This window comes from Streptomyces sp. NPDC091271 (assembly GCF_044757505.1).
Lineage (GTDB): Bacteria > Actinomycetota > Actinomycetes > Streptomycetales > Streptomycetaceae > Streptomyces.
Window position 1 is genome coordinate 407,881 of record NZ_JBIVVD010000008.1, and the last position, 21,318, is coordinate 429,198.

Annotated in this window: 14 protein-coding genes; 6 read left to right on the plus strand and 8 right to left on the minus strand. The window is 68.4% G+C overall.

All coding sequences use genetic code 11. From position 1 onward, the window contains the following. Window positions 1-190 precede the first annotated feature (190 nt). The 5 genes from ACIQM3_RS31725 (at window position 191) to ACIQM3_RS31745 (ending at window position 6,671) form a co-directional block, all read left to right on the plus strand. Window positions 191-1,657: a GuaB1 family IMP dehydrogenase-related protein gene (locus ACIQM3_RS31725; protein WP_401630438.1), complete on the plus strand. Its 1,467-nt coding sequence runs from the start codon at window positions 191-193 to the stop codon at window positions 1,655-1,657. A 204-nt stretch (window positions 1,658-1,861) separates the two neighbouring features. Further along, window positions 1,862-3,322: an aldehyde dehydrogenase family protein gene (locus tag ACIQM3_RS31730; protein WP_401630440.1), complete on the plus strand. Its 1,461-nt coding sequence runs from the start codon at window positions 1,862-1,864 to the stop codon at window positions 3,320-3,322. 121 nt (window positions 3,323-3,443) lie between these two features. Next, window positions 3,444-3,902 (plus strand): Lrp/AsnC family transcriptional regulator, encoded by a 459-nt coding sequence (locus tag ACIQM3_RS31735; protein WP_401630442.1) that lies wholly within the window; start codon window positions 3,444-3,446, stop codon window positions 3,900-3,902. A 232-nt stretch (window positions 3,903-4,134) separates the two neighbouring features. Further along, the gene (locus tag ACIQM3_RS31740) at window positions 4,135-4,932 is read left to right on the plus strand and encodes a carbon-nitrogen hydrolase family protein (RefSeq protein WP_401630443.1); all 798 of its coding nucleotides are present in this window, start codon (window positions 4,135-4,137) and stop codon (window positions 4,930-4,932) included. A gap of 47 nt (window positions 4,933-4,979) precedes the next feature. Then, the gene (locus ACIQM3_RS31745; RefSeq protein ID WP_401630445.1) at window positions 4,980-6,671 is read left to right on the plus strand and encodes a flavin monoamine oxidase family protein; all 1,692 of its coding nucleotides are present in this window, start codon (window positions 4,980-4,982) and stop codon (window positions 6,669-6,671) included. A 12-nt stretch (window positions 6,672-6,683) separates the two neighbouring features. Here ACIQM3_RS31745 and ACIQM3_RS31750 read toward each other — a convergent pair whose 3' ends face one another. The 4 genes from ACIQM3_RS31750 to ACIQM3_RS31765 form a co-directional block, all read right to left on the minus strand. Continuing rightward, window positions 6,684-7,394: a DUF5995 family protein gene (locus ACIQM3_RS31750; RefSeq protein WP_393765763.1), complete on the minus strand. Its 711-nt coding sequence runs from the start codon at window positions 7,392-7,394 to the stop codon at window positions 6,684-6,686. Between the two features lie 198 nt (window positions 7,395-7,592). Continuing rightward, a complete protein-coding gene (locus ACIQM3_RS31755) occupies window positions 7,593-9,857 on the minus strand; it encodes a penicillin acylase family protein (protein WP_401630448.1) in 2,265 nt (754 codons plus the stop codon). 313 nt (window positions 9,858-10,170) lie between these two features. After that, the gene (locus tag ACIQM3_RS31760; protein ID WP_401630450.1) at window positions 10,171-11,562 is read right to left on the minus strand and encodes a uracil-xanthine permease family protein; all 1,392 of its coding nucleotides are present in this window, start codon (window positions 11,560-11,562) and stop codon (window positions 10,171-10,173) included. A gap of 151 nt (window positions 11,563-11,713) precedes the next feature. Continuing rightward, window positions 11,714-12,943, minus strand: coding sequence for an MFS transporter (locus tag ACIQM3_RS31765; RefSeq protein WP_401630452.1), 1,230 nt, complete (start codon window positions 12,941-12,943; stop codon window positions 11,714-11,716). A 143-nt stretch (window positions 12,944-13,086) separates the two neighbouring features. Here ACIQM3_RS31765 and ACIQM3_RS31770 point away from each other — a divergent pair, with 143 nt between their 5' ends. Further along, entirely contained in the window at window positions 13,087-14,286 is a 1,200-nt protein-coding gene (locus ACIQM3_RS31770; protein WP_401630454.1) for an ROK family transcriptional regulator, read from the plus strand. Between the two features lie 828 nt (window positions 14,287-15,114). Here ACIQM3_RS31770 and ACIQM3_RS31775 read toward each other — a convergent pair. From ACIQM3_RS31775 to ACIQM3_RS31790, 4 genes are read right to left on the minus strand one after another with little or no spacing between them, the layout of a single operon-like run. Then, window positions 15,115-15,555 carry a hypothetical protein gene (locus tag ACIQM3_RS31775; RefSeq protein WP_401630456.1) on the minus strand — a complete coding sequence of 147 codons (441 nt, stop codon included), beginning with the start codon at window positions 15,553-15,555 and terminating at the stop codon, window positions 15,115-15,117. Next, complete coding sequence (locus ACIQM3_RS31780; RefSeq protein WP_401630458.1) at window positions 15,552-20,162, minus strand: putative T7SS-secreted protein; 4,611 nt, start codon at window positions 20,160-20,162, stop codon at window positions 15,552-15,554. Before ACIQM3_RS31780 ends, ACIQM3_RS31775 begins: the two co-directional genes overlap by 4 nt. Next, window positions 20,162-20,809, minus strand: a complete 648-nt coding sequence (locus ACIQM3_RS31785) for a hypothetical protein (protein ID WP_401630460.1) — start codon at window positions 20,807-20,809, stop codon at window positions 20,162-20,164. Before ACIQM3_RS31785 ends, ACIQM3_RS31780 begins: the two co-directional genes overlap by 1 nt. Continuing rightward, on the minus strand, window positions 20,806-21,309 hold the full coding sequence (locus ACIQM3_RS31790; RefSeq protein WP_401630636.1) for an SseB family protein: 504 nt from the start codon (window positions 21,307-21,309) through the stop codon (window positions 20,806-20,808). Before ACIQM3_RS31790 ends, ACIQM3_RS31785 begins: the two co-directional genes overlap by 4 nt. Window positions 21,310-21,318: the final 9 nt, after the last annotated feature.

The window sequence follows — 21,318 nt, forward strand, 5'->3', positions numbered from 1 at the left end:
CTCGTCACCCGGTCCAGGGATAGTGATCACGAAGGAGCGAATCGCGTTCGGGTAGGGTCCATGGGTAAGGCAGGCTTCCACTTGCCCGGCCCCCGGGCAGCCCTCCTTGGAGGAACTGACGAACGCGGGGGTCCATTGCTGTGTCTTCGTGGAAACGACCTGCACCGTTTCGTATGAAAAAATGGGTGTTATGCGTTTTCTTGAACCCGGCACCGGTCGCTACACGACTTCTCCCTCGGTCCCCTACGACCTCACGTACGACGATGTCTTCATGGTTCCCGGCCGCTCCGCGGTCGGTTCCCGGCAGGCTGTGGACCTCTCGTCGCCGGACGGGAGCGGCACCACCATCCCGCTCGTCGTCGCGAACATGACCGCCATCGCGGGCCGCCGGATGGCCGAAACCATCGCCCGTCGCGGGGGTCTGGTCGTGATCCCGCAGGACATTCCGATCGAGGTCGTCACCGAGGTCATCGGTTGGGTCAAGAAGCGCCACCTCGTGCTCGACACGCCCATCGTGCTGGCCCCCGGCCAGACCGTCGCCGACGCGCTGTCCCTCCTGCACAAGCGGGCCCACGGAGCCGGCGTCGTCGTCGACGCCGAGAACCGTCCGGTCGGTGTCGTCACCGACCACGACCTGACCGGCGTGGACCGCTTCACCCAGCTCTCCGAGGTCATGTCCAAGGACCTGGTCGTGCTCGACGCGGGCATCGACCCGCGCGAGGCCTTCAACAAGCTCGACGGCGCCAACCGCAAGCTCGCTCCGGCGGTCGACGCGGACGGCCGGCTCGTCGGCATCCTCACCCGTAAGGCCGCGCTGCGCGCGACGCTCTACACCCCCGCGACGGACGCGGACGGCAAGCTGCGGATCGCGGCGGCCGTCGGCATCAACGGCGATGTGGCGGGCAAGGCCAAGCAGCTCCTGGACGCGGGTGCCGACGTGCTCGTCGTGGACACCGCCCACGGTCACCAGGAATCCATGATCAGCGCGGTCGCCGCCGTCCGGGCGCTCGACCCGGCCGTGCCGATCGTCGCGGGCAACGTCGTGGCCGCCGAGGGTGTGCGTGACCTGATCGAGGCCGGCGCCGACATCATCAAGGTCGGTGTGGGCCCCGGCGCGATGTGCACCACCCGCATGATGACCGGCGTCGGCAGGCCGCAGTTCTCCGCCGTGCTGGAGTGCGCCGCCGAGGCGAAGAAGCACGGCAAGCACGTCTGGGCCGACGGAGGCGTCAGGCACCCGCGCGATGTGGCCATGGCTCTGGCCGCCGGCGCGTCCAACGTGATGATCGGTTCCTGGTTCGCCGGGACGTACGAGTCGCCCGGCGACCTCCAGCAGTCCGCCGACGGGCGGTACTACAAGGAGTCGTTCGGGATGGCCTCGGCGCGCGCGGTCAAGAACCGCACCTCGGAGGAGTCCGCCTACGACCGGGCCCGCAAGGGACTGTTCGAGGAGGGCATCTCCACCTCGCGGATGTTCCTCGACCCCACCCGGCCCGGTGTGGAGGACCTGATCGACTCGATCATCGCCGGTGTCCGTTCCTCCTGCACCTACGCGGGCGCCTCCTCGCTCGAGGAGTTCGCCGAGAAGGCGATCGTGGGTGTGCAGAGCGCCGCGGGCTACGCGGAGGGCAAGCCGCTCCACGCCAGCTGGAGCTGATGCGAGGCGCCCCCGGCGGTCCTGTCGCACGAGTGCCTCTCCCCGCCGTTCGCGCGGGGAGGGGCACTTTTCGCATGTGCACCCGAGGTCATGGGCGCCCGACCGCTTTCACAGGTGAGCACTCCCGTCTCCCCTTCAACATGGTTGAAGGATAAGTAATATGAGCCGCAATCAGCTGCCCGCCCCTCTGCGGTAAGGGATTCCATGAGCTCCTTCTTCACCGACCTGGCCCAGCAGTACATCGACGGCGAGTGGAGGCCGGGGAAGGGGTCCTGGGACATCATCGACTTCAACCCGTACAGCGGGGAGAAGCTCGCCTCGGTCACCGTCGCGACGGCCGGCGAGGTCGACCAGGCCTACCGCGCCGCCGAGCGGGCCCAGCCGGAGTGGGCCGACACCAACCCGTACGCCCGGCGGGCGGTGCTGGAGAAGGCACTGCGGGTCGTCGAGGAGCGCGAGGCCGAGATCAGCGAGGCGATCGTCGCGGAGCTCGGGGGCACCCGGCTCAAAGCGGGCTTCGAGCTGCACCTGGCCAAGGAGTTCCTGCGCGAGGCGGCCCAGCTCACGCTGCGGTCCACCGGGCAGATACTCCCCTCGCCGACCGAGGGCAAGGAGAACCGCGTCTACCGGCTGCCGGTAGGGGTCGTGGGTGTCATCAGCCCCTTCAACTTCCCCTTCCTGCTGTCGCTCAAGTCGGTCGCGCCCGCCCTGGCCCTCGGCAACGCCGTGGTCCTCAAGCCGCACCAGAACACCCCGGTCTGCGGTGGCACACTGATCGCCAAGGTGTTCGAGGAGGCGGGGCTCCCCGCCGGACTGCTGAACGTCGTGGTCACCGACATCGCCGAGATCGGCGACGCCCTGCTGGAACACCCCGTCCCGCAGGTCATCTCCTTCACCGGCTCGGACAGGATCGGCCGCCACGTCGCGACGGTCTGCGCGGCCAACCTCAAGCGCGCGGTGCTCGAACTCGGGGGCAACAGCGCGCTGATCGTCCTGGACGACGCCGATGTGGACTACGCCGTCGACGCGGCCGTCTTCAGCCGCTACATCCACCAGGGCCAGGTCTGCATGGCGGCCAACCGCATCCTGGTGGACCGCTCGGTGGAGCAGGAGTTCACCGAGAAGTTCGTCGCCAAGGTCGCCTCCCTCCGCGTCGGCGACCCGGCCGACCCCGCGACCCACATCGGCCCGCTGATCAGCTCCTCGCAGGCCGACGCCGTGTCCAGGCTCGTCGACGAGACCGTGGCGGCGGGCGCCACGGCACTGCTGCACGGCCGGACCGAGGGCAATGTGGTGAGCCCGTCCGTCCTGACCGGCCTCGCCGCCGACTCTCCCGTCCTGCAGCAGGAGATATTCGGGCCGGTGGCCCTGCTCGTCCCCTTCGACGGGGAGGACGAGGCCGTACGGATAGCCAACGACACCCCGTACGGCCTGAGCGGCGCGGTCCACACCGGCAACATCGAGCGCGGCGTACGGGTGGGGCAGCGGATCCGCACCGGCATGATCCACATCAACGACGGCACGGTCCACGACGAGCCCATCGTCCCCTTCGGCGGGGAGAAGAACTCCGGCCTCGGGCGCCTGAACGGTGAGTCGATGCTCGAGGCGTTCACCACACAGAAGTGGATCTCGGTCCAGCACGGCCGCTCGGAGTTCCCTTTCTGACCGGCCGTTCCCCGCGGTGAGCGCGCCCCTCGCGGGGCTCGCGTGGTCTACTTCGGGGGGCGGCCGAAGACCCCGGCCGCCCCCCCGAAACGCCCCACCGCAGAGAAGTGATCCACCCGAAGTGCGCCTGAACGACCTCGACGAACGCATCGTCCACGCCCTCGCCGAGGACGCCCGCCGCTCCTACGCGGACATCGGCGCCCTCATCGGCCTCTCGGCACCCGCGGTGAAGCGCCGCGTGGACCGGCTGCGCGCCGAGGGGGCCATCACGGGCTTCACCGTGCGCGTCGACCCTGCCGCTCTCGGCTGGGAGACCGAGGGGTTCATCGAGATCTACTGCAGCCGCAACACCGCCCCCGAGGCGATCAAGCGGGGCCTCTCCACGTATCCGGAGATCGCGGCAGCGTCCACGGTGACGGGCGACGCCGACGCGGTCGTGCAGGTCTTCGCCGCCGACATGCGCCACTTCGAACAGGTGCTGGAGCGGATCGCGGGCGAGCCGTACGTCGAGCGGACCAAGTCGGTCCTCGTGCTCTCCCCGCTGCTGCGGCGGTACTCCTCCTCCGGCCCGCCCGCCTGACCTCGTACGGGCGTCGCGGGAGCCGGGCCCCAGGCCTGCGGGCGCGTGCGGGGGAGACCGAAATCACTCGCCCGGCCTGTGAGGACGCCCCACGCAACAAATCACCGCAGCGGCTGCTTTCCACGCAACGGATCGACGGTACACGCGCAACAATCGCGCCTTGTCGGCCGTGATCCCCGCGCCGTACCTTCAATACGTCTCCCCACCCCGCCCGTCCCGCCCGAGGTCAGCCATGCCGCCGTTGCGTACCGCCCTGCTCCAGAGCTCCGGACGAGCCGGCTCCGTGGACGACAACCTCGCGGCGCTCGACGAGGCCGCCGCACGGGCCGCCGCCGCGGGTGCCCGGCTGCTGGTCTGCCCGGAGCTGTTCCTCACCGGATACGCGATCGGTGACGCCGTCCCCGATCTGGCCGAACCCGCGGACGGACCCGCCGCGCGAGCCGTCGCCGGCATCTGCGTACGCCACGGCATCGCCGTCCACTACGGGTACCCGGAGCGGGCGGGCGAGGCGGTCTTCAACGCGGCACAGCTCATCGGCCCCGACGGGGCGCCGCTCGCCAACTACCGCAAGACCCACCTCTACGGCGGCTTCGAGGAGGAGTGGTTCACCCCCGGCGAGCAGCCGGTGGTGCAGGCCGAGCTGGACGGCGTACGGGTCGGGCTGCTGATCTGCTATGACGTCGAGTTCCCGGAGAACGTACGCGCGCACGCCCTCGCCGGCACCGAGCTGCTGCTGGTCCCGACCGCGCTGATGCACCCCTTCACGTTCGTCGCCGAATCCGTCGTGCCGGTCCGCGCCTTCGAGAACCAGCTCTACATCGCGTACGTCAACAGGGCAGGCAGCGAGGGCGAGTTCGACTTCACCGGGCTGAGCTGCCTGACCGGCCCCGACGGCACGGTCCGCGTCCGCGCCGGCCGCGGCGAGGAACTCCTCGTCGGCGAGGTCGACCCCGGACTGCTCGCCGGGTCGCGCGCCGCCAACCCGTACATCGAGGACCGGCGGCCGGGCCTGTACGGCTCCCTGGTCTGAGCACCCGCCCCCCGTCCCGCGCTTCCCCCGCAAGGAGTCCGTACCCCATGACGTCCACGGTGCCCAACGCCGTCCAGCACACCGACGCGCAGCCGCCGATCACCATGTTCGGGCCGGACTTCCCGTACGCCTACGACGACTTCCTCGCCCACCCAGCGGGCATCGGGCAGATACCGGCCACCGAACACGGCAGCGAGGTCGCCGTCATCGGCGGAGGGCTCTCCGGCATCATCACCGCGTACGAACTCATGAAGATGGGCCTGAAGCCCGTCGTCTACGAGGCGGACCGGATCGGGGGCCGGCTGCGCACCGTCGGCTTCGACGGCTGCGACCCCTCGCTGACCGCCGAGATGGGCGCCATGCGCTTCCCGCCCTCGTCCACGGCGCTCCAGCACTACATCGACCTGGTGGGGCTGGAGACCGAACCGTTCCCCAACCCCCTCTCGGCGGCCACCCCGTCGACCGTCGTCGACCTCAAGGGTGAGTCCCACTACGCGCGGACCATCGACGACCTGCCCCAGGTGTACCGCGACGTGATGGACGCTTGGAACTCCTGCCTGGAGGAGGGGGCCGACTTCTCCGACATGAACCGCGCGATGCGTGAGCGTGACATACCGCGCATCCGGGAGATCTGGGCGAAGCTCGTCGAGAAGCTGGACGACCAGACCTTCTACGGCTTCCTCTGCGGCTCCGAGGCCTTCGCCTCCTTCCGGCACCGCGAGATCTTCGGCCAGGTCGGCTTCGGCACCGGTGGCTGGGACACCGACTTCCCCAACTCCATCCTGGAGATCCTCCGCGTCGTCTACACCGAGGCCGACGACCACCACCGGGGGATCGTCGGCGGCAGCCAGCAGCTGCCGCTGCGCCTGTGGGACCGGGAACCGCAGAAGACGGTGCACTGGCCGCTCGGGACGTCGCTGTCCTCCCTGCACGGCGGGGAGCCGCGCACGGCCGTGACGCGGCTCGACCGCACGGCGGGGAACCGGATCACGGTCACCGACGCCACCGGTGACATCCGCACCTACCGGGCGGCCGTCTTCACCGGACAGTCCTGGCTGCTGCTCTCCAAGATCGCCTGCGACGACGCGCTCTTCCCGATCGACCACTGGACGGCGATGGAGCGCACCCACTACATGGAGTCGTCCAAGCTGTTCGTGCCCGTCGACCGGCCGTTCTGGCTCGACAAGGACGCGTCGACCGGCCGGGACACGATGTCCATGACGCTCACGGACCGGATGACCCGGGGGACGTACCTCCTGGACGACGGGCCCGACAAGCCGGCCGTCATCTGTCTCTCCTACACGTGGTGCGACGACAGCCTGAAGTGGCTGCCGCTCTCCCCGAACGAGCGCATGGACGTCATGCTCAAGTCGCTCGGCGAGATCTATCCGGGCGTCGACATCCGCAAGCACATCATCGGCAACCCGGTCACCGTCTCCTGGGAGAACGAGCCGTACTTCATGGGCGCGTTCAAGGCGAACCTGCCCGGCCACTACCGCTACCAGCGCCGCCTCTTCACCCACTTCATGCAGGACCGGCTGCCCGCCGACAAGCGCGGCCTGTTCCTCGCGGGCGACGACATCTCGTGGACGGCGGGCTGGGCCGAGGGAGCCGTGCAGACCGCGCTGAACGCCGTCTGGGGCGTGATGGCACAGTTCGGGGGGACCACCGACCCGGCGAACCCCGGTCCGGGCGACGTCTTCGACGAGATCGCGCCGGTCGAACTCCCGGAGGGCTGAGGCGGGCCCTCCTCAGCGGCACGGAGTGAGCAGGAAGCGCCCCACCAGGCCGGCTCCGGCATCCATCCGTGCCCGGAACTCCTCGGCCAGAGGCGGCACTCCACGCAGCTGCCAGAGCATCCGGGCCGCCGACCAGGACGCCTCACGGGCCCGCTCCAGACTCCAGGCTCCCGCGAGATGGATGAGGGGATCGGCGACCTGAAGCAGATCGGGGCCGGGCATCAGATCCTCGCGGATCTGCTCCTCCAGCAACACGAGGAGATCGCCCACCCGGTCGAACTCCTCCTTGAGGTCCGGCGGAGCGCAGTCGAGCGTACGGCAGGTGTCCACGACGGCCAGTGCGAGATCGTGCCCGATGTGCGCGTTGATACCGGCGAGCGCGAACTGCAGCGGACGTACGCCCGGATGGCGGCGGTACTGGAACAGCGGGCGCCAGCACTCGGGCGGACGGTCGCCCGAAACGGCTGTGTCGACCGCCGCCAGATAGTGCTCGGCGAACCGCACGTCCAGTGCGGACACGGCCTCCCGGTCCGTGAACCCGCCGTCCTCGATGTGCCGGCCGACCGCCTCCGTCACCGTCAGATAGACCTGGTTGAAGACCGCCACACCGTCCCCGGGCGGCCAGTCGGAGCGGAACGCACGCATCCGCTCGATCACCGCGCCGACATCGGTCACCGCGCCGGCCGCGCCGGCCGGGATTGCGAACTGCTCGATCCGGTCCATGCGGGCAGCGTCCCAGCCATGGGCTCGCCACGGCGCCGACGGGCCGGAGACTTCATCGGAACGGACGAACACCGGGCGCCGGGGGAGGGACGGGCAGTGCCGGGCGTTGGCGCGGAAGGCGGGACCGAGGCCAGGCACCGGCGACGTGTGGCCCCCCGGGACAGCTCTCAGGGCCGGGCCGTCCCGGTCTGCGGGCTCTCACTCGCCGGGCCGGTACCTCCGCTCCACGTGCCCCTCCAGCTCGTCGGGGTAGAAGTAGACACGCCGCAGGTCGCCGCTCGCGTAGCGTTCGACCTGGTCGTCGAAGTGCGGGGAGCCGGGATGGCCGCTCACGCCGCCCGCCGTGACCGCCCAGGCGCGCAGTCGCGGCCCGAACTCCACCACCGCGACGAAGGAGTTTCCGCTGGTGCCGTAGTAGCGCTTCGTACCCGGGTAGGCCTTCGCACCGAACGACGCGAGCGAACCCCAGCGCGAGGAGGCGAAGGGGACCGGAACGCTCGGCTTGTCGTCGTCGAACTCCTGGACGATCGCGCCGTCGTTGCGCTGGTAGCGGTTGATCTCGCCCCACTCCACGTACCGGCTGCCGAAGTCCCGCTCCAGTCGCGCCACCGCCGTGCCGAGTGCCTCGACGCGCTCGGCGTCGGTGGCGCGGTCGGCCATGTAGTCCCATCCCGAGAGTCCGGCGTCCGCGGCCGCCTGCGCGGTCATCGCCCACAGGTCCTCACCCCAGAACACGGCCACCGACATGGCCGTCGACCGCGCCGACCAGCGACAGTCCCAGTGGCGCAGCAGGGCGATCGGGCCGGAGAGCCGCTTCCTCCGCACGCTGCCACGGGGAAGCCCGTCCCACGCGGCGACGAGGCCGGGGAGCAACCGGGCGAAGGCCGTGAGGTACGGGTCGAAGGCGGCCTCGATCAGCGTCCGAGGGGTGAAGTCCTTGCGCGCGGTGAGGACCCGGATCGCCTGAGGCCCGCGCGGATTCTCGCCGGCCTTGTCGAAGTAACGCGGGTAGTCGGCGGCGTCGGGGCTCTCGTCACCGGCGGCGGTCCAGGGCCAGTTGTTGGTGTTGAAGGCCCAGCCGTTCCTGGGATTCACGGCCTGCGGCATGCTCGCCAGGCTGTGCAGTCCGTTCCAGTCGGTGGCGGGGTCGCTGCCGTCGACGTTCTTGAGATAGTCGAAACGGTCGTCGCGCTTCGGCATGAACTGCGGCATCAGAAAGGCGATGTCACCCCTGGAATCCGCGAAGAGGGTGTTGTTGGAGCTGTTCGCCTTGAGTTCCGCGACCCGGATGTACTCCTCGTAGTTCTTCGTCGTGGTCCGCAGGAAGCTCTGTTTGAGCGCGTCGACGGGCTTGTTCATCAGCGCGCACGCGATCCACTTGCCGTCCTCCTCGCGCACGACGGGGCCGTGGTGGGTGGCGAAGGTGGTGAAGCTCCGCTCCTCCTGGCCGCCGTCCTCGGTGCGGCAGGACAGCGTGACCGTCCTGGTGGTGACGGAGCGCAGCTCGTCGCCGTAACGGTAGAAGTACTTTCCGTCCTCCCCGTCCGGGCCGTTCACGATCGTCTCGGCGAAGTTGTCGATGTTGTCGACCCCGGCCGTCGTGTGCATCCATCCGGTGTCGGCGTTGAAGCCCTGGTAGATGAAGAACTGGCCCCAGGTGGCGGCCCCGTAGACGTCGAGCCCCTGCTTGCTCGTCACGTGCTGCTCGGCGCGGAAGAAGAAGCTGGTATGGGGGTTGATGAGGAGCAGGGCGTGGCCGTCGCGGGTGTGGCTCGGCGCGATGGCCATGCCGTTCGATCCGGTCGGCTCGCGGAACGTCAGGCCGAGCTCGTCGTCGGTCATCGGCACTTCGCGCCCGGCGTAGAAGGCTTCGAGCCGGCTGAGCGGGATCGACTCGATGTCGCCGCCGATGCTGCCCTCCGAGAAGCTCAGCGGCATCCACGGCTCGAAGCGGTCGAGTGCGCGCGGGCGTACGTCGGGGTGGGTGGCGAGGTAGTAGTTGAGGCCGTCCGCCCAGGCCCGCATCAGGGTGCGCAGCCAGGCGGGGGATCTGGCGTAGTCCTTCTTGAGCTCCTCGTGGTCGAGATAGAGCCGCTGGCGCAGGTCCTGCCATATCGCGCTCTCGCCCTCGGCCTCGGCGAGCCGGCCGAGGGCTGTCAGGTAATTGGTCTCGACCCGGTTGAAGTCGTCCTCGGCCTGGCTGTACATCATCCCGAACACCGCGTCGGCGTCACTCTCGCCGACCACGTGCGGGACGCCCCAGTCGTCGCGGGTGATCGTCACACGCGCGGAGTGTCGTCGCCAGCGGGCCGTCTCCGACGCCGTGGCCGACGCCGCGAGCGCACTGCCGGCCGGCAGGCCCGCCGCGACGGCGGCCAGCCCGGCGGCACCGCCCAGGACGCGGCGTCGGCTCAATCCTCCGTGCTGTTCCGGGGTCTGCCCTGTGCTGTGCGCGTCGGTCATCAAATGCTCCCCATCGGCTGTCGCGGCAGGACGCGTGGATTCCGGTGATCATCCACGTGGACAGTCCTATCCATGACATGACGCGTTGACAAGATCCTCGCCACGCCCCGGGCAGCCGAAAGCGGGCGAAGGGCTCCCGCTGTACCTTTCCCGCAGCCTTGTCCGCACCGCGTGCCTCTGGGGGAAACCGCCGGGTGAGTCCGACGGCTGCGACGGCTCGGCCGGCTCGTCCACCCCGGGCCATGCCAACAAGCCGGCCACCGGCTGAGCGGTGGTACTGCCGGGGAGTGGGGTCCCCGCCGGCACGGACCCGTCAGGCCTTCCCGGCCGGGGGCTCCTCGTCGTACTGGGACGTGCCCGAGTCCAGCAGGGGCTCCTGCGTCTTCAGGTGCGCCGGGGCGAACGCCCGGAGCGCGTGGTAGCCCGTGATGACGACGAGCGTGCCGAGCGCGATGCCGCTCAGCTCGAAGTTGTCGGTGATCTTCAGGCTGACACCGCCGACGCCGATGATGATGCCCGCGGCGGCCGGTACGAGGTTGAGGGGGTTACGCAGGTCGACCTTGGCGTTCAGCCAGATCTGGGCGCCCAGCAGGCCGATCATGCCGTACAGGATCACGGTGATGCCGCCGAGCACCCCGCCGGGGATCGCGGCGACCACCGCGCCGAACTTGGGGCAGAGGCCGAACAGCAGCGCGAAGAAGGCCGCCGCCCAGTAGGCCGCGGTGGAGTACACCCGGGTCGCCGCCATCACGCCGATGTTCTCGGAGTACGTGGTGTTGGGCGGGCCACCGACGGCCGTGGACAGCATCGAGGCGGCGCCGTCCGCGGCGATCGCGGTGCCCAGCTTGTCGTCGAGGGAGTCGCCGGTCATCTCGCCGACGGCCTTCACGTGCCCGGCGTTCTCGGCGATCAGGGCGATCACGACCGGCAGCGCGACCAGGATCGCGGACCACTCGAAGCTCGGCGCGTGGAAGGACGGCAGCCCGATCCAGTCCGCGTCCGCCACGGCCGACAGGTCCAGCCGCCAGTGGTCCACGGCCTCCGCGCCGCCGGCCGGGGAGTGGATCTTCCCGAAGACCAGGTCGAGGACCCAGGACAGGACATAGCCGAAGACGAGCCCGAGGAAGATCGCGATACGCGAGAAGAACCCGCGCAGACAGACCACGGCCAGTCCGGTGAACAGCATCACCAGCAGGGCCGTCCACTGGTCCTGCGGCCAGTACGTCGACGCGGTGACGGGTGCCAGGTTGAAGCCGATCAGCATCACGACGGCGCCGGTCACCACCGGAGGCATCGCCGCGTGGATGATCCGTGCGCCGAACCGCTGCACCACGAGCCCCACCAGGAACAGCACGGCGCCGACCACCAGGACCGCGCCGGTGACGGTGGCACTGGTGCCGCCACTGGCCCGGATCGTGGCTGCCACGCCCACGAAGGAGAGCGAGCACCCCAGGTAGCTGGGCACCCTGCCCTTCGTCGCCAGCAGGAAGATGGCGGTGGCGACGCCGGACATCATGATGGCGAGGTTCGGGTCGAGGCCCATCAGGACGGGCGCCACGAAGGACGCGCCGAACATGGCCACCACGTGCTGGGCGCCGAGCCCGAACGTACGGGGCCAGGAGAGCCGCTCGTCGGGGCGCACCACGGCGCCCGGCGCGGGCGTCTTTCCGTCGCCGTGCAAGGTCCAGCGCACGCCGAGGCCCATGGTCGCTCCCTGATTGGTGTGTGCGGTGCCCCCTGGGGGTCCACCCGCGGAAAAGATCAGAGCCATGTTAGTGCCGAGGCGGCGTGGCCTCGCGCTCGGCCCCGCCGCCGGTGGAATCCGTCAATCCGCTCCGCCCGCGCGCCGCCGGCCGTCAGCCGCCCGCCGGGCTCCTGTCCTGCGCAGGCCGCGGGACGCCGCCCTCCGCGACCTTGCGGTCGCCGGCCCGAAGCACCCCGGCTCCCAGGACCAGGCCGAACGCCAGCACCGTCACCAGGCCGAACGACACGAGCAGCGAGGTCGCCTCGGCCAGCGAGCCGATCGCGGACGGGGCGATGAGCCCGGAGGTGTACGTGATGGTGGCGACGCCCGCGATGGCCCGGCTCGGGTTCGTGCCGCTGCGCCCGGCCGCGGCGAAGGCCAGCGGAACGACGACCGCCACGCCGAGACCCAGCAGCCCGAAGCCGGTGAGCGCCAGGGCGGCACCGGGCGCCAGGACCACGAGCAGTCCGCCGACCGTGGCCAGCGCGCCTCCGACCCGTACGGTCCGCACCGCACCGAAACGGTCGACGATCCTGTCGCCGGCGATCCGGGCGATGGCCATCATGAGGGCGAAGGCCGTGGTCGACGCCGCGGCGAGCCCGGCGGAGCTGCCCATGATGTCCCGGAGGTAGACCGCCGACCAGTCCATGCTGGCCCCCTCGGCGAACACCGCGCAGAAGCCCACCGCCCCGATGACCAGCGCCGACTTCGGCGGCAGGGTGAAGCGCGGCGGCGGCTCCTCGTCGGGCGGGCTGCGCAGGTCCAGGACCCCCTGGCAGGCGGCCAGGCCGAGCGCCGTCAGCACCAGCGCGGCCAGGGTGTGGTGCAGCCGGGCGTCGGCGCCGATGTGCGCCGCGACCGTGCCCGCCGCCGAACCGACCAGGGCGCCCACGCTCCACATGCCGTGCAGCCCGGACATGATCGACTTGTCGAGCCGGTTCTCCACCTCGACGCCGAGGGCGTTCATGGCGACGTCCGACATCCCCGCGGCGGCCCCGTAGACGAACAGTGCGAGGCAGAGCGTCAGCAGATTCGGGGCCAGGGCGGGCAGGATCAGCGCCAGCGTCCAGAGCGCCAGCAGACCGCGCAGAGCCGTCCGCGCCCCGAAGCGGTGACTGACGCTGCCGGCCAGCGGCATGGCCAGCGAGGCGCCGATGGCGGGGAAGGCGAGTGCCAGACCGAGCTGGCCCGCACTCACCGAGGCATGGTCCTGGATCCACGGGACCCGGGTCGCGAAGCTGCCGGTCACCGCTCCGTGTACGGCGAAGACCGCGGCGACCGCGTATCTGGCCCGCCTGATCTGCTCCGTGCCGAAGACCGGGACCGCTTGATCCTTTTTCATATGCTGTGCCCTCCCCTGGAAAATCGCGGTCCGCCGGTGCCCCCGGCGCCGCATTGCGCGGTGCGGAGCGTAAACTATCAGGAACCCTGCCTGATAAATAACCCCACGGCGTCGCTGCCTCAGCGATCTGGAAGGATCCCGGCATGCCCGCATCCCCGAGCACCGCCCGGGCCATCAACGACCGGCTCGCCCTGCGACTCCTCCAGCAGGACGGCCCGCTGACGGCCACTCAGCTGAAGACCCTGACCGGCCTGTCCCGCCCCACGGTCGCCGATCTGGTGGACCGGCTCCAGGACGCCGGCCTGGTCCGGGTCGTCGGGGAGAGCGGCTCGGACCGCCGGGGGCCCAATGCCCGGCTGTACGGGATCGTGGCCGACCGCGCGCACCTGGCCGCCCTCGACGTACGTACGGACAGCGTCGCCGTGGTCGTCGCGGACCTGCTCGGCGTCACGCTCGCCGAGGACACGCTGCCGATCGGCGGCGACACCGGGACACGGCCCGCCGTCGAACGCGCCGTGGCGATGCTGGAGCGCACCGCACGCACCGCGGGCACGGCCCCGCTGCACAGCGTCGGCATCGGTGCCCCGGGCCTGATCGACCCGGTCACCGGCGAACTCAGGAACACCGCCGGGCTCCCCGCCTGGCACGGCGGCCTGGTCAAGGAGCTCCAGCAGCGGCTCTCCGCCACCGTCCTCGTGGAGAACGAGACCAATCTCGCCGCCGTCGCGGAACACCGCATCGGGGCCGCCCAGGACCGCGACACCTTCGTGCTGCTCTGGCTCGGCCACGGCATCGGTGCCGCCGTCATGCTCGACGGGAAGCTGCGCCGTGGCGCGTCGGGTGGAGCGGGAGAGATCGGTTTCCTCCCGGTGCCAGGAACCTCGGGGGTCCCGTCGGCGGTCAACTGCGACGGGGGCTTTCACTCCCTGGTGGGCTCGGCCGCAGTCTGCGACCTGGCCGCGGACCACGGGATCAGGACGTGGGGCCCCGTGGCGGACGGGGAGCAGGAGCAGGACCCCGCCGCCGCGTTCGCCATCCGGGCCGCGCTGCGTGCGGGCGACGGGAACGGTGAGGCCTTCCTGGCGGCGCTCGCCGACCGCCTCGCGCTGGGAGCCGCCTCCGTGGTCTCCGTCCTCGACCCCGGCTGCCTCGTCCTGGCCGGCGAGGTCGGCCGCGCCGGAGGCGACGCGCTCGCCGCGCGGGTGGAGGAGCGATTGGCCCGGATGTCACCGCTGCGTACGGAGGTCAGGGCCGGGACGCTCGGCGGCGGCGCGGTGCTGCGCGGCGCGCTGTTCGCCGCCCGGGACGCGGCGCAGGAGGCGCTGTTCGGCGCGGGGGGATGAGGAAGGCCTGGCGTCCGAGTCAGGCCCGGGACGGCTCCTCAACTTGGGTGCGGGACGTGATGGCTGATGGCCCCCGTTTCCACCAGGAACTCGCTCGGCTCGCCCCAGCGCTGCATGTACAGATTGCCCCGCGCGGGTGCAGGCGACGAACAGCGTTCTGCCAGAAGGTCCGCCTCGTGCTGCAGCCGATCGACGTCTACCGGGGTCGCGGCCCGTGGATACGGCAGGGAGCTGTTGCTCACGCCTGTGACGGCAACGCACCAAAAATTCTGCCCATGGGGGCGCTGCGTTCCCCTCGGCGCGCAGAGAACCAGCCTCCATGCCCGCCGAGGGGAATCTCGCTACGCTCGTCACGAAACGGTGTGCTCGATTCGAATTGAATCACCCGAATGTCTGACCGGGCAGAGTCTGCGTTCAGATAATATGAGGGTAGATGTCTATGTCATCGGCGATGATTTTTACAACCGCTCCGGATTGAAAGTGCTCTGCGTTTGCTGGGACATCGATCAACATTACGTCTGTGCCGATCCGGATTCCAGCAACGCCGTCCTAATCCAGAGACTCCAACTTGCCGCGGATGAGGATCGAGCTATTCTGGTAGTCGCCGATGATCGCAGAGTTCCCCCTTGCCTGCGACAGGGATTCAATGTCTCCTGGGATGTCGAACTCAACCAAATGAGTTCCTAGGGCAGGCATGGCCTTTCCGCGCCACCTACCCCAGGCCCTGCCGAGCGGGCAGACGAACGTAACGAAAGTCCCAGGTGTGTCAATTAGTTCTTCGACCCTGATATCCATTATTTCAACCCGTCCTGGATTCCCCCGTTGTTCTCACGCTACTTTCGCGCGAACCTCCTGTACGGCTGAAAGATAATCACTTCTCACGGGGTCCCCCGCCGGAAGATTCGACAGGTTTCCATCAGCGAGCTCCTGAGCCGGACGGAGGACCGCGTGGGCAAGATCCTCCAGGCTGGACTTCCCAATCAATTCGCCCTGCGCCGATACCGATACGAATCCCTTTTTTTCACGCTTGAAATCCAGGCGGAACGACGTGTCGGAACCCGTAAATGAGACAGCTTTCCTCTCTCCTGCGATGAGCGCCCTGATGGAATCAAGCAGGAGGGTGACGGATAGATAGATCATCATCCCCTGGTCGGGAATATGGCCGACCGACTCTGCCGCGCCGCTGTCCCCCTCGCAGAAAATGTCCCCTAGATCAAACCCGCTTGGCTCTCCCTGTCCGGGGCGTACCAAAAACTTCATTGTAATCATGGGGTGTAACTCTTTCCTACCGGGAAGAAGGTGATAATTCGATTTCCGTCCGAAGAATCTACAACAAGGCGGTAGACGGCTCGCATGCCATTGACCTTCATTCGCTTCTCCAGCGTCTGAATGGTGCGATTCGGGTCTGATACTCGCGTGCCCTTTTCGATGATCTTGTCCGCCGCCGCCTCTACCTGTGCACGGGTCGTAGTCGGGGGCATGAGATCGCCGTGTCCACCCGCAGCAGTACCGCCGATATGGCGCTCATAGATGTGCTGCCACCCCTGCTTCGGATTGCCATCCTCCAATCTCGGCTTTATTCGACACAGCGCCAATCCCAGTGGATCCATCCACGTGTACGGATTGGGTCCGTACCAGCGCGGGTTCGGACCGCCTTCCAAGCCGATCGGGTCCGAGCTGATGTAGCGGGAAACGTCGGGGTCGTAGTACCGGAGATAGTTATAGTGCAGCAAACTTTCCGGATCGAAGTACTGTCCCGGGAAGCGCAACGGCGTATAAGCCGTACTGTCCTTATTCCACGCAGTGGCTCCCCATGCTGTACGGCGAGTGCGCCAAGACAGCTCTCCAGACTCCGCGATGAGCTCATTGGGGCTTCCTACCAGGTCGGTGACGATAGCAAAGAAACGCTCGTCGATCGTATCCTGCGGAGCATCTGCAGCAGCGATGCGCTCCATTTGGACAAGAGGACGGAGATCATCATGATCCCAGGTGAGGGTGACCACGTTGGGCATCGCGGCGCCTTGGCTCACCTCCTCACACAATGTGATGCCGTCCCAGATGAAGGTGACCTGTTCCAGCACGGTTTCCCCGTCATCGGAAAGGCGTTGCTTCGTGATACGACGACCTAGTGCGTCGTACTCGTATCGCCATAGAGCGCCATCCGGTGTTGTCAACGAGACGAGCCGGTCTTCGGCGTCCCATTGGTAGTGCCACGTGTCGGCCTTACGTGAAACACGTTTTTTCTGACGCAGGGTAACCCGCCCCTGTGCGTCGTGTTCGTATCGGACGTCACCTGCTCGGCGGATCAGAGTGCCGGAGTAGCTGCGAGGACCAACGGCTTCCTGGCCCGGGTGCGCCTCCGGCCAGGAAGCCGAACACTGGTTCCCTGCCTTGTCGTAGGTGTACCGCTCGGTCCAGTGCGCTGAGTGCACCGCCGTCACCCGGCCGACCGAATCGAGGTCAAAGCGACTGCTGCCAGAAAGTCGGTCGTTGATGCCGACCAGCCCGCCGTCCCTTCGATACTCGTATCCGCGCCGTTGAAGGATACGGTCACCGTCATTGACACGTTGGTCCGTGAGGCGGCCCATGACGTCGAAGGAGTGCCTGAGCGTGATGTCTTCGCCGATGTGCCGGGCCAGTTCCTGTCCTGCGGCGTCGTAATCGAAGGAAAGCGTGCGCCCCGACGTAGTGAGCGAGGCCCGGCGCCCCGCTGAGTCGTACGTCCACGTGCTGACGGTTCCGGCGGGGGTTGTCCTCCCAGTTCGGCGGCCTAGTTCGTCATACTCAAAGGTGATCGTGCGACCGTTGACAGTTTCAGACCTGAGTAGTCCGTAACGGTCGCGTATACGCGTAAGAGTAGCGTTGCCACTGGTCGCCAAGGCTAGCTCGTCGAAGACGTCATACTCGAACGTGGTGACCCCACCCTCGATGTCCTTGCGCACTACCTGGCCCAGGTCATTGTGTTCGAATCGAATGGTCTGCCCGAGGCCGTTCGTCTGGGCCGTGAGCCGGCCGGCGGGGTCGTACGCGTGGACAATCGTCCGATGGTCAAAATCGGTCTCACGAATGATTCGGCCGACTGGGTCGTACGCGTACGTCCAGGTCAGGCCCTGCGGATTGGCGACCTGGGTCAGTCGGAGGTTCGAGTCATAGCGGAACTCATAGCGTGCTCCGTCCGGGTCGGTCCGGCCCACCAGCAGGTCGAAATCCGTGTACTCGAATCCGGTGACTCCGCCCAGGGCATCGGTGTGGCTGACGCAATTGCCCTCCCCATCGTAGGACCAGCACTGTTCGCTCCCGTCTGCGTCCCAGCGGCGTGCGATTTTCCCTTCCACCGTCCACTCGAAGCGGGTGACTGCTCCGAGCTCGTCCACAACTGACACCGGGCGGCCGAATGCATCACGCCTGTAGCGGGTGATTGCACCGAGGGGGTCGGTGATCGAAATGTGCAACCCAGCTTTGTCGCACCGGATAGCGGAACTGTTGCCCGAGGAGTCGGTCACACGCAGTAGGTGGCCCGCTTTGTCGTGCGTGTAGTACGTCGTTGCTCCGGTGGGACCGGTGACGGCCGCGCGGTTGCCGCGCATGTCGAAGCTCTGCCGTGTGACGTTGCCGTCAGTGCCGATGATGCGTACTGGGAGACCGAGCACGTCGTATTCGGCTCGCGTCTGCCGGCCGTCCGGCCGCTCCACCACGGTTGGACGGCCGGCCTCGTCGTACTCGGACCGGCTGACGTGACCCAGTGGGTCGGTGGTGGAGAGCAGTCGGTGGTAGCGGTCGTGCTCGTAGCGGGTGACCGCGCCCAGAGGGTCGATCTCGCTGACGACTTGGGCGCGAGCGTTGATCACATATCGCGTGGTGTGGCCGAGGCTGTCCGTCATGGACGTCATGCGTAGGCCGGTGGCGGGGTCGGTGTCGTCCCAGGTGAAGTGGGCTTCCAAGTGGCCGTTGGTGCCGGTTTGGTAGATGCATCGATCGTGTTCGTCGTAGACGTACTCGTACCGGCTGCCGTTGGTGTCCGTCCACGCGGTGATGCGGCCCAACTCGTCGCAGTCAAAGCGAAGGGGCTTGCCTGAGGAGTTGGTGACTGTGGTGAGGTGACCGTCGGTGTAGCCGTAGCGGAGGATCTCCTGGTCGGTGCCGTCGGGGGCGGCGCCTGCCAGGTGCAGGGCGGTGACCCTGCCTTCCTGCGTGGTGAGCTTCAGGTGGTAGCCGCCGTGGTGCACGATCGAGGTCGGAGCGCCTGCCTCGTCGTACTCGAAGGCGATCCAGCGGCCGTTGTGGTCATCGATCTGAGCCAGAAGCGCCAGCTCCCCGGAGGGCTGGTCGACGAAGTGCCGGACCTGGCCGGTCTCCGGGTCGGTGATCGTGTAGCCGTCCTGCACCCTGTCCAAAGGCCAGCGGCGGCCGTGCGTGGGCATGACGGGCGCGCCAGTCGCCGGGTGCGGGTACGCGAGCAGGCTGCCCTCGTTGCAGCTGTAGACCACGCCTTCCGCGTCGATCTCCAGGCGCTGGTCGACCGTGCTCGACCAGCCGGTGCCGAACCAGCGGCCGGCGCGGTGCGAGGAGTCGAAGACGCGCTCGAACACCAGGGGCAGTGATCCCGGCAGCACGATGTCCGTCTGCGGGAGCAGCATGCGCCCGGTCGCGACGTCGATCGGGTCGTTGGCGCACTTGACCTTGCTGCACTGCTGCCCGTTGGAGTCGGGGCTGTTCTCGTGGCCCTGGCGGTTCGGGCCCTTGGGGCGTTCGGGGAGGTCCTTCATCCCGGCCCGCAGGCCGCCCTTGATCAGGCCCCCGCCCTTGGTACCGAACAGCTCGGGAATCAGTCGGCCGATGAATTCCGAGGGGTCGCCCTTGGCCGCGTCCCAGGCGTTCTTCAGTGCGCGGTCGGGGTTGGCGGCGGTGGAGACGAGGCCGGCGAGCGTCATGTTGACGCCCTTGTAGTACTCGGCCGGGTGCGTCAGGTTGTACGGGTCGGTCGGGTTGACCGAGCGGACGAAGTTCACCAGTCCCGCGGAGGCTTTGATGACACCGCCGCCGACGTGGGCCAGCTCGATGGACTGGCCGATGCCGTAGTCGATGAGCTCCTGCTTGGCCCGGTCCAGGCCGGTGGGCTCCTTCGGCGCGTGTGCCAATGCTGCGGTGATCGCGCCCTTGGCCGTTTCGGCCGCGTCGTTACGTGTCCGGCGGGCGCGCTGGAGGATTTCCTGCGCGTGCTGGCGCTTGGCCGCACCGGGGTCGGAGAACTTTCCGGGATGCGGGAGGGGATGGTCGGTGTTGCGGACCGCGTTGTACGCCTCCGCCTTTTCCTTGAAAGCGGCAGCGGCCGTTTCGTAGTCCTGCTTGCCCTCCTTGTAGAGAGCGATCGCCTCACCTGCCTTGGCCTGCGCGCTGGTGACCGTCCCGGCGTACGTCTCCAACGCCTTGGCCGCGTCCTCGAACGCGTTCGCCGCGCGCAGCCAGTCGGTGGGCAGCGTCTGGAACTTGGCGCGGAACGCGTTGGCGGCCTCGCCCTTCCAGTGACCGGAGTCGAGCTTCTTCATCCCGCCACCGACGAGATCGAACGCCTTCTGGAAGTCGCGGAGGTTCTTCACCGCCGCACTGATCTTCTCCGGCCTGCCGTGGATCAGCTCGTTCGCTTCCTCGGTCTGACCGAGCTGCTGCTCCCCGACGTTCGCACCCAGAGAGGACGCGGTCTCATCGCCCCAGTCCTCGACCGCATCCGCCCACTCATCGGCACCGACCTTCTCCAGACCCGAGCCGAGCACATCGGTGCCCTTGTCGATCCCGGTGCCGACGATCTCCTTGCCCTTGTCGACCAGGTTGCCCGCCCCGTCGTACAGGGCGTCGCCCCACTTCCCCCAGTCCGGCATCAGCGACTCTCCCCCCACCGCGGCTGCTCAGCCTGATCGATCGTCTCCTGCGACGGATCCAACTGGTCACGTAGCCGCTCGTCCGCCGCTGCCCGCACCTCCGGGTCCATCAGCCCGTTGCGCTCCATCGAGTCGAGCGCGGCGTCCTCCACGTCGTACGCGGTGTTCTTCCAGGTCTGGTTCACCTCACCCTGGGCCTGGCTCATCGACTCCCAGCTCCAGTCCGGGTTGTCGTACGCGGACTGGGTGCTGATCGTGTCCCAGCTCATCGTCTTGACCTCGTCCTCGGACGCATGCGGATTCCCGTTCAAGGAGTTCACACCGATCTTGATCGAGTCCTTGACGTACTGCTCCTGCTCCGCATACGAACCCGCCGACAGCCCCACCCCCAGGGCGAAACCGTTCCCCTTCTGCGTCAGAGCCCGCACGCCCCACTCCCAGCGGTTGCAGAACGTCTCGAACTCCGACGTCAGCCCTCCATGCCCCAACTCCAGCCCGGACAACGCCAAATCCGAGAACCCCCGGCCCGTCGACGCTTCCCCGATCATGCCGAGCTCCTTCAGCTCCGCATGCGCCAGGTTGATCCCCTTCGCAATCTCCGCCAAGGCCTCCGGCGGCACCTGAAGATCCGCGTTCTCCCCGCTCACTGCATCCCCCCGAGATCCACCGCAGCCGCGTCCGGCACGATGCCCGCCACCGGCGGGAACAACATGCCGTCCGTACTGCCCGCATCCAGCGCCACCCCAGCCGGCCCCGGCAGCAACGGCACCATCACATCCAGCAACCGCGCCCCCAGAACGGCCTGATACGTCCACTCCCGCCCGGCCTCCCCACGGGCCAACGCGAATCGGGCCAACGCCTCCTCGTCCGAGAAGGCACAGATCCAGCGCACGCCGTTCTGCTCTGCCGACCACAGATCACCGGCCTCATCCAGCGGCACCAGCACCGCCGTACGCCGGAACTCACCCAGCAACTCTGCAAATTCTCGGCGGGCCGTACGCAACTGGTTCTCTTCGGCCTCCACCGACGTGGCAGCGGGTGTCCGCTCGGGAGGCGGCCCCGAAAGATCATCCAGGTCCGCCAGTCGTGACCGCCTGCGCTGCTGCTCCGGTATCTCGTCCCCACCCGTGGTCATGCGCAGGATCATCACACGCAC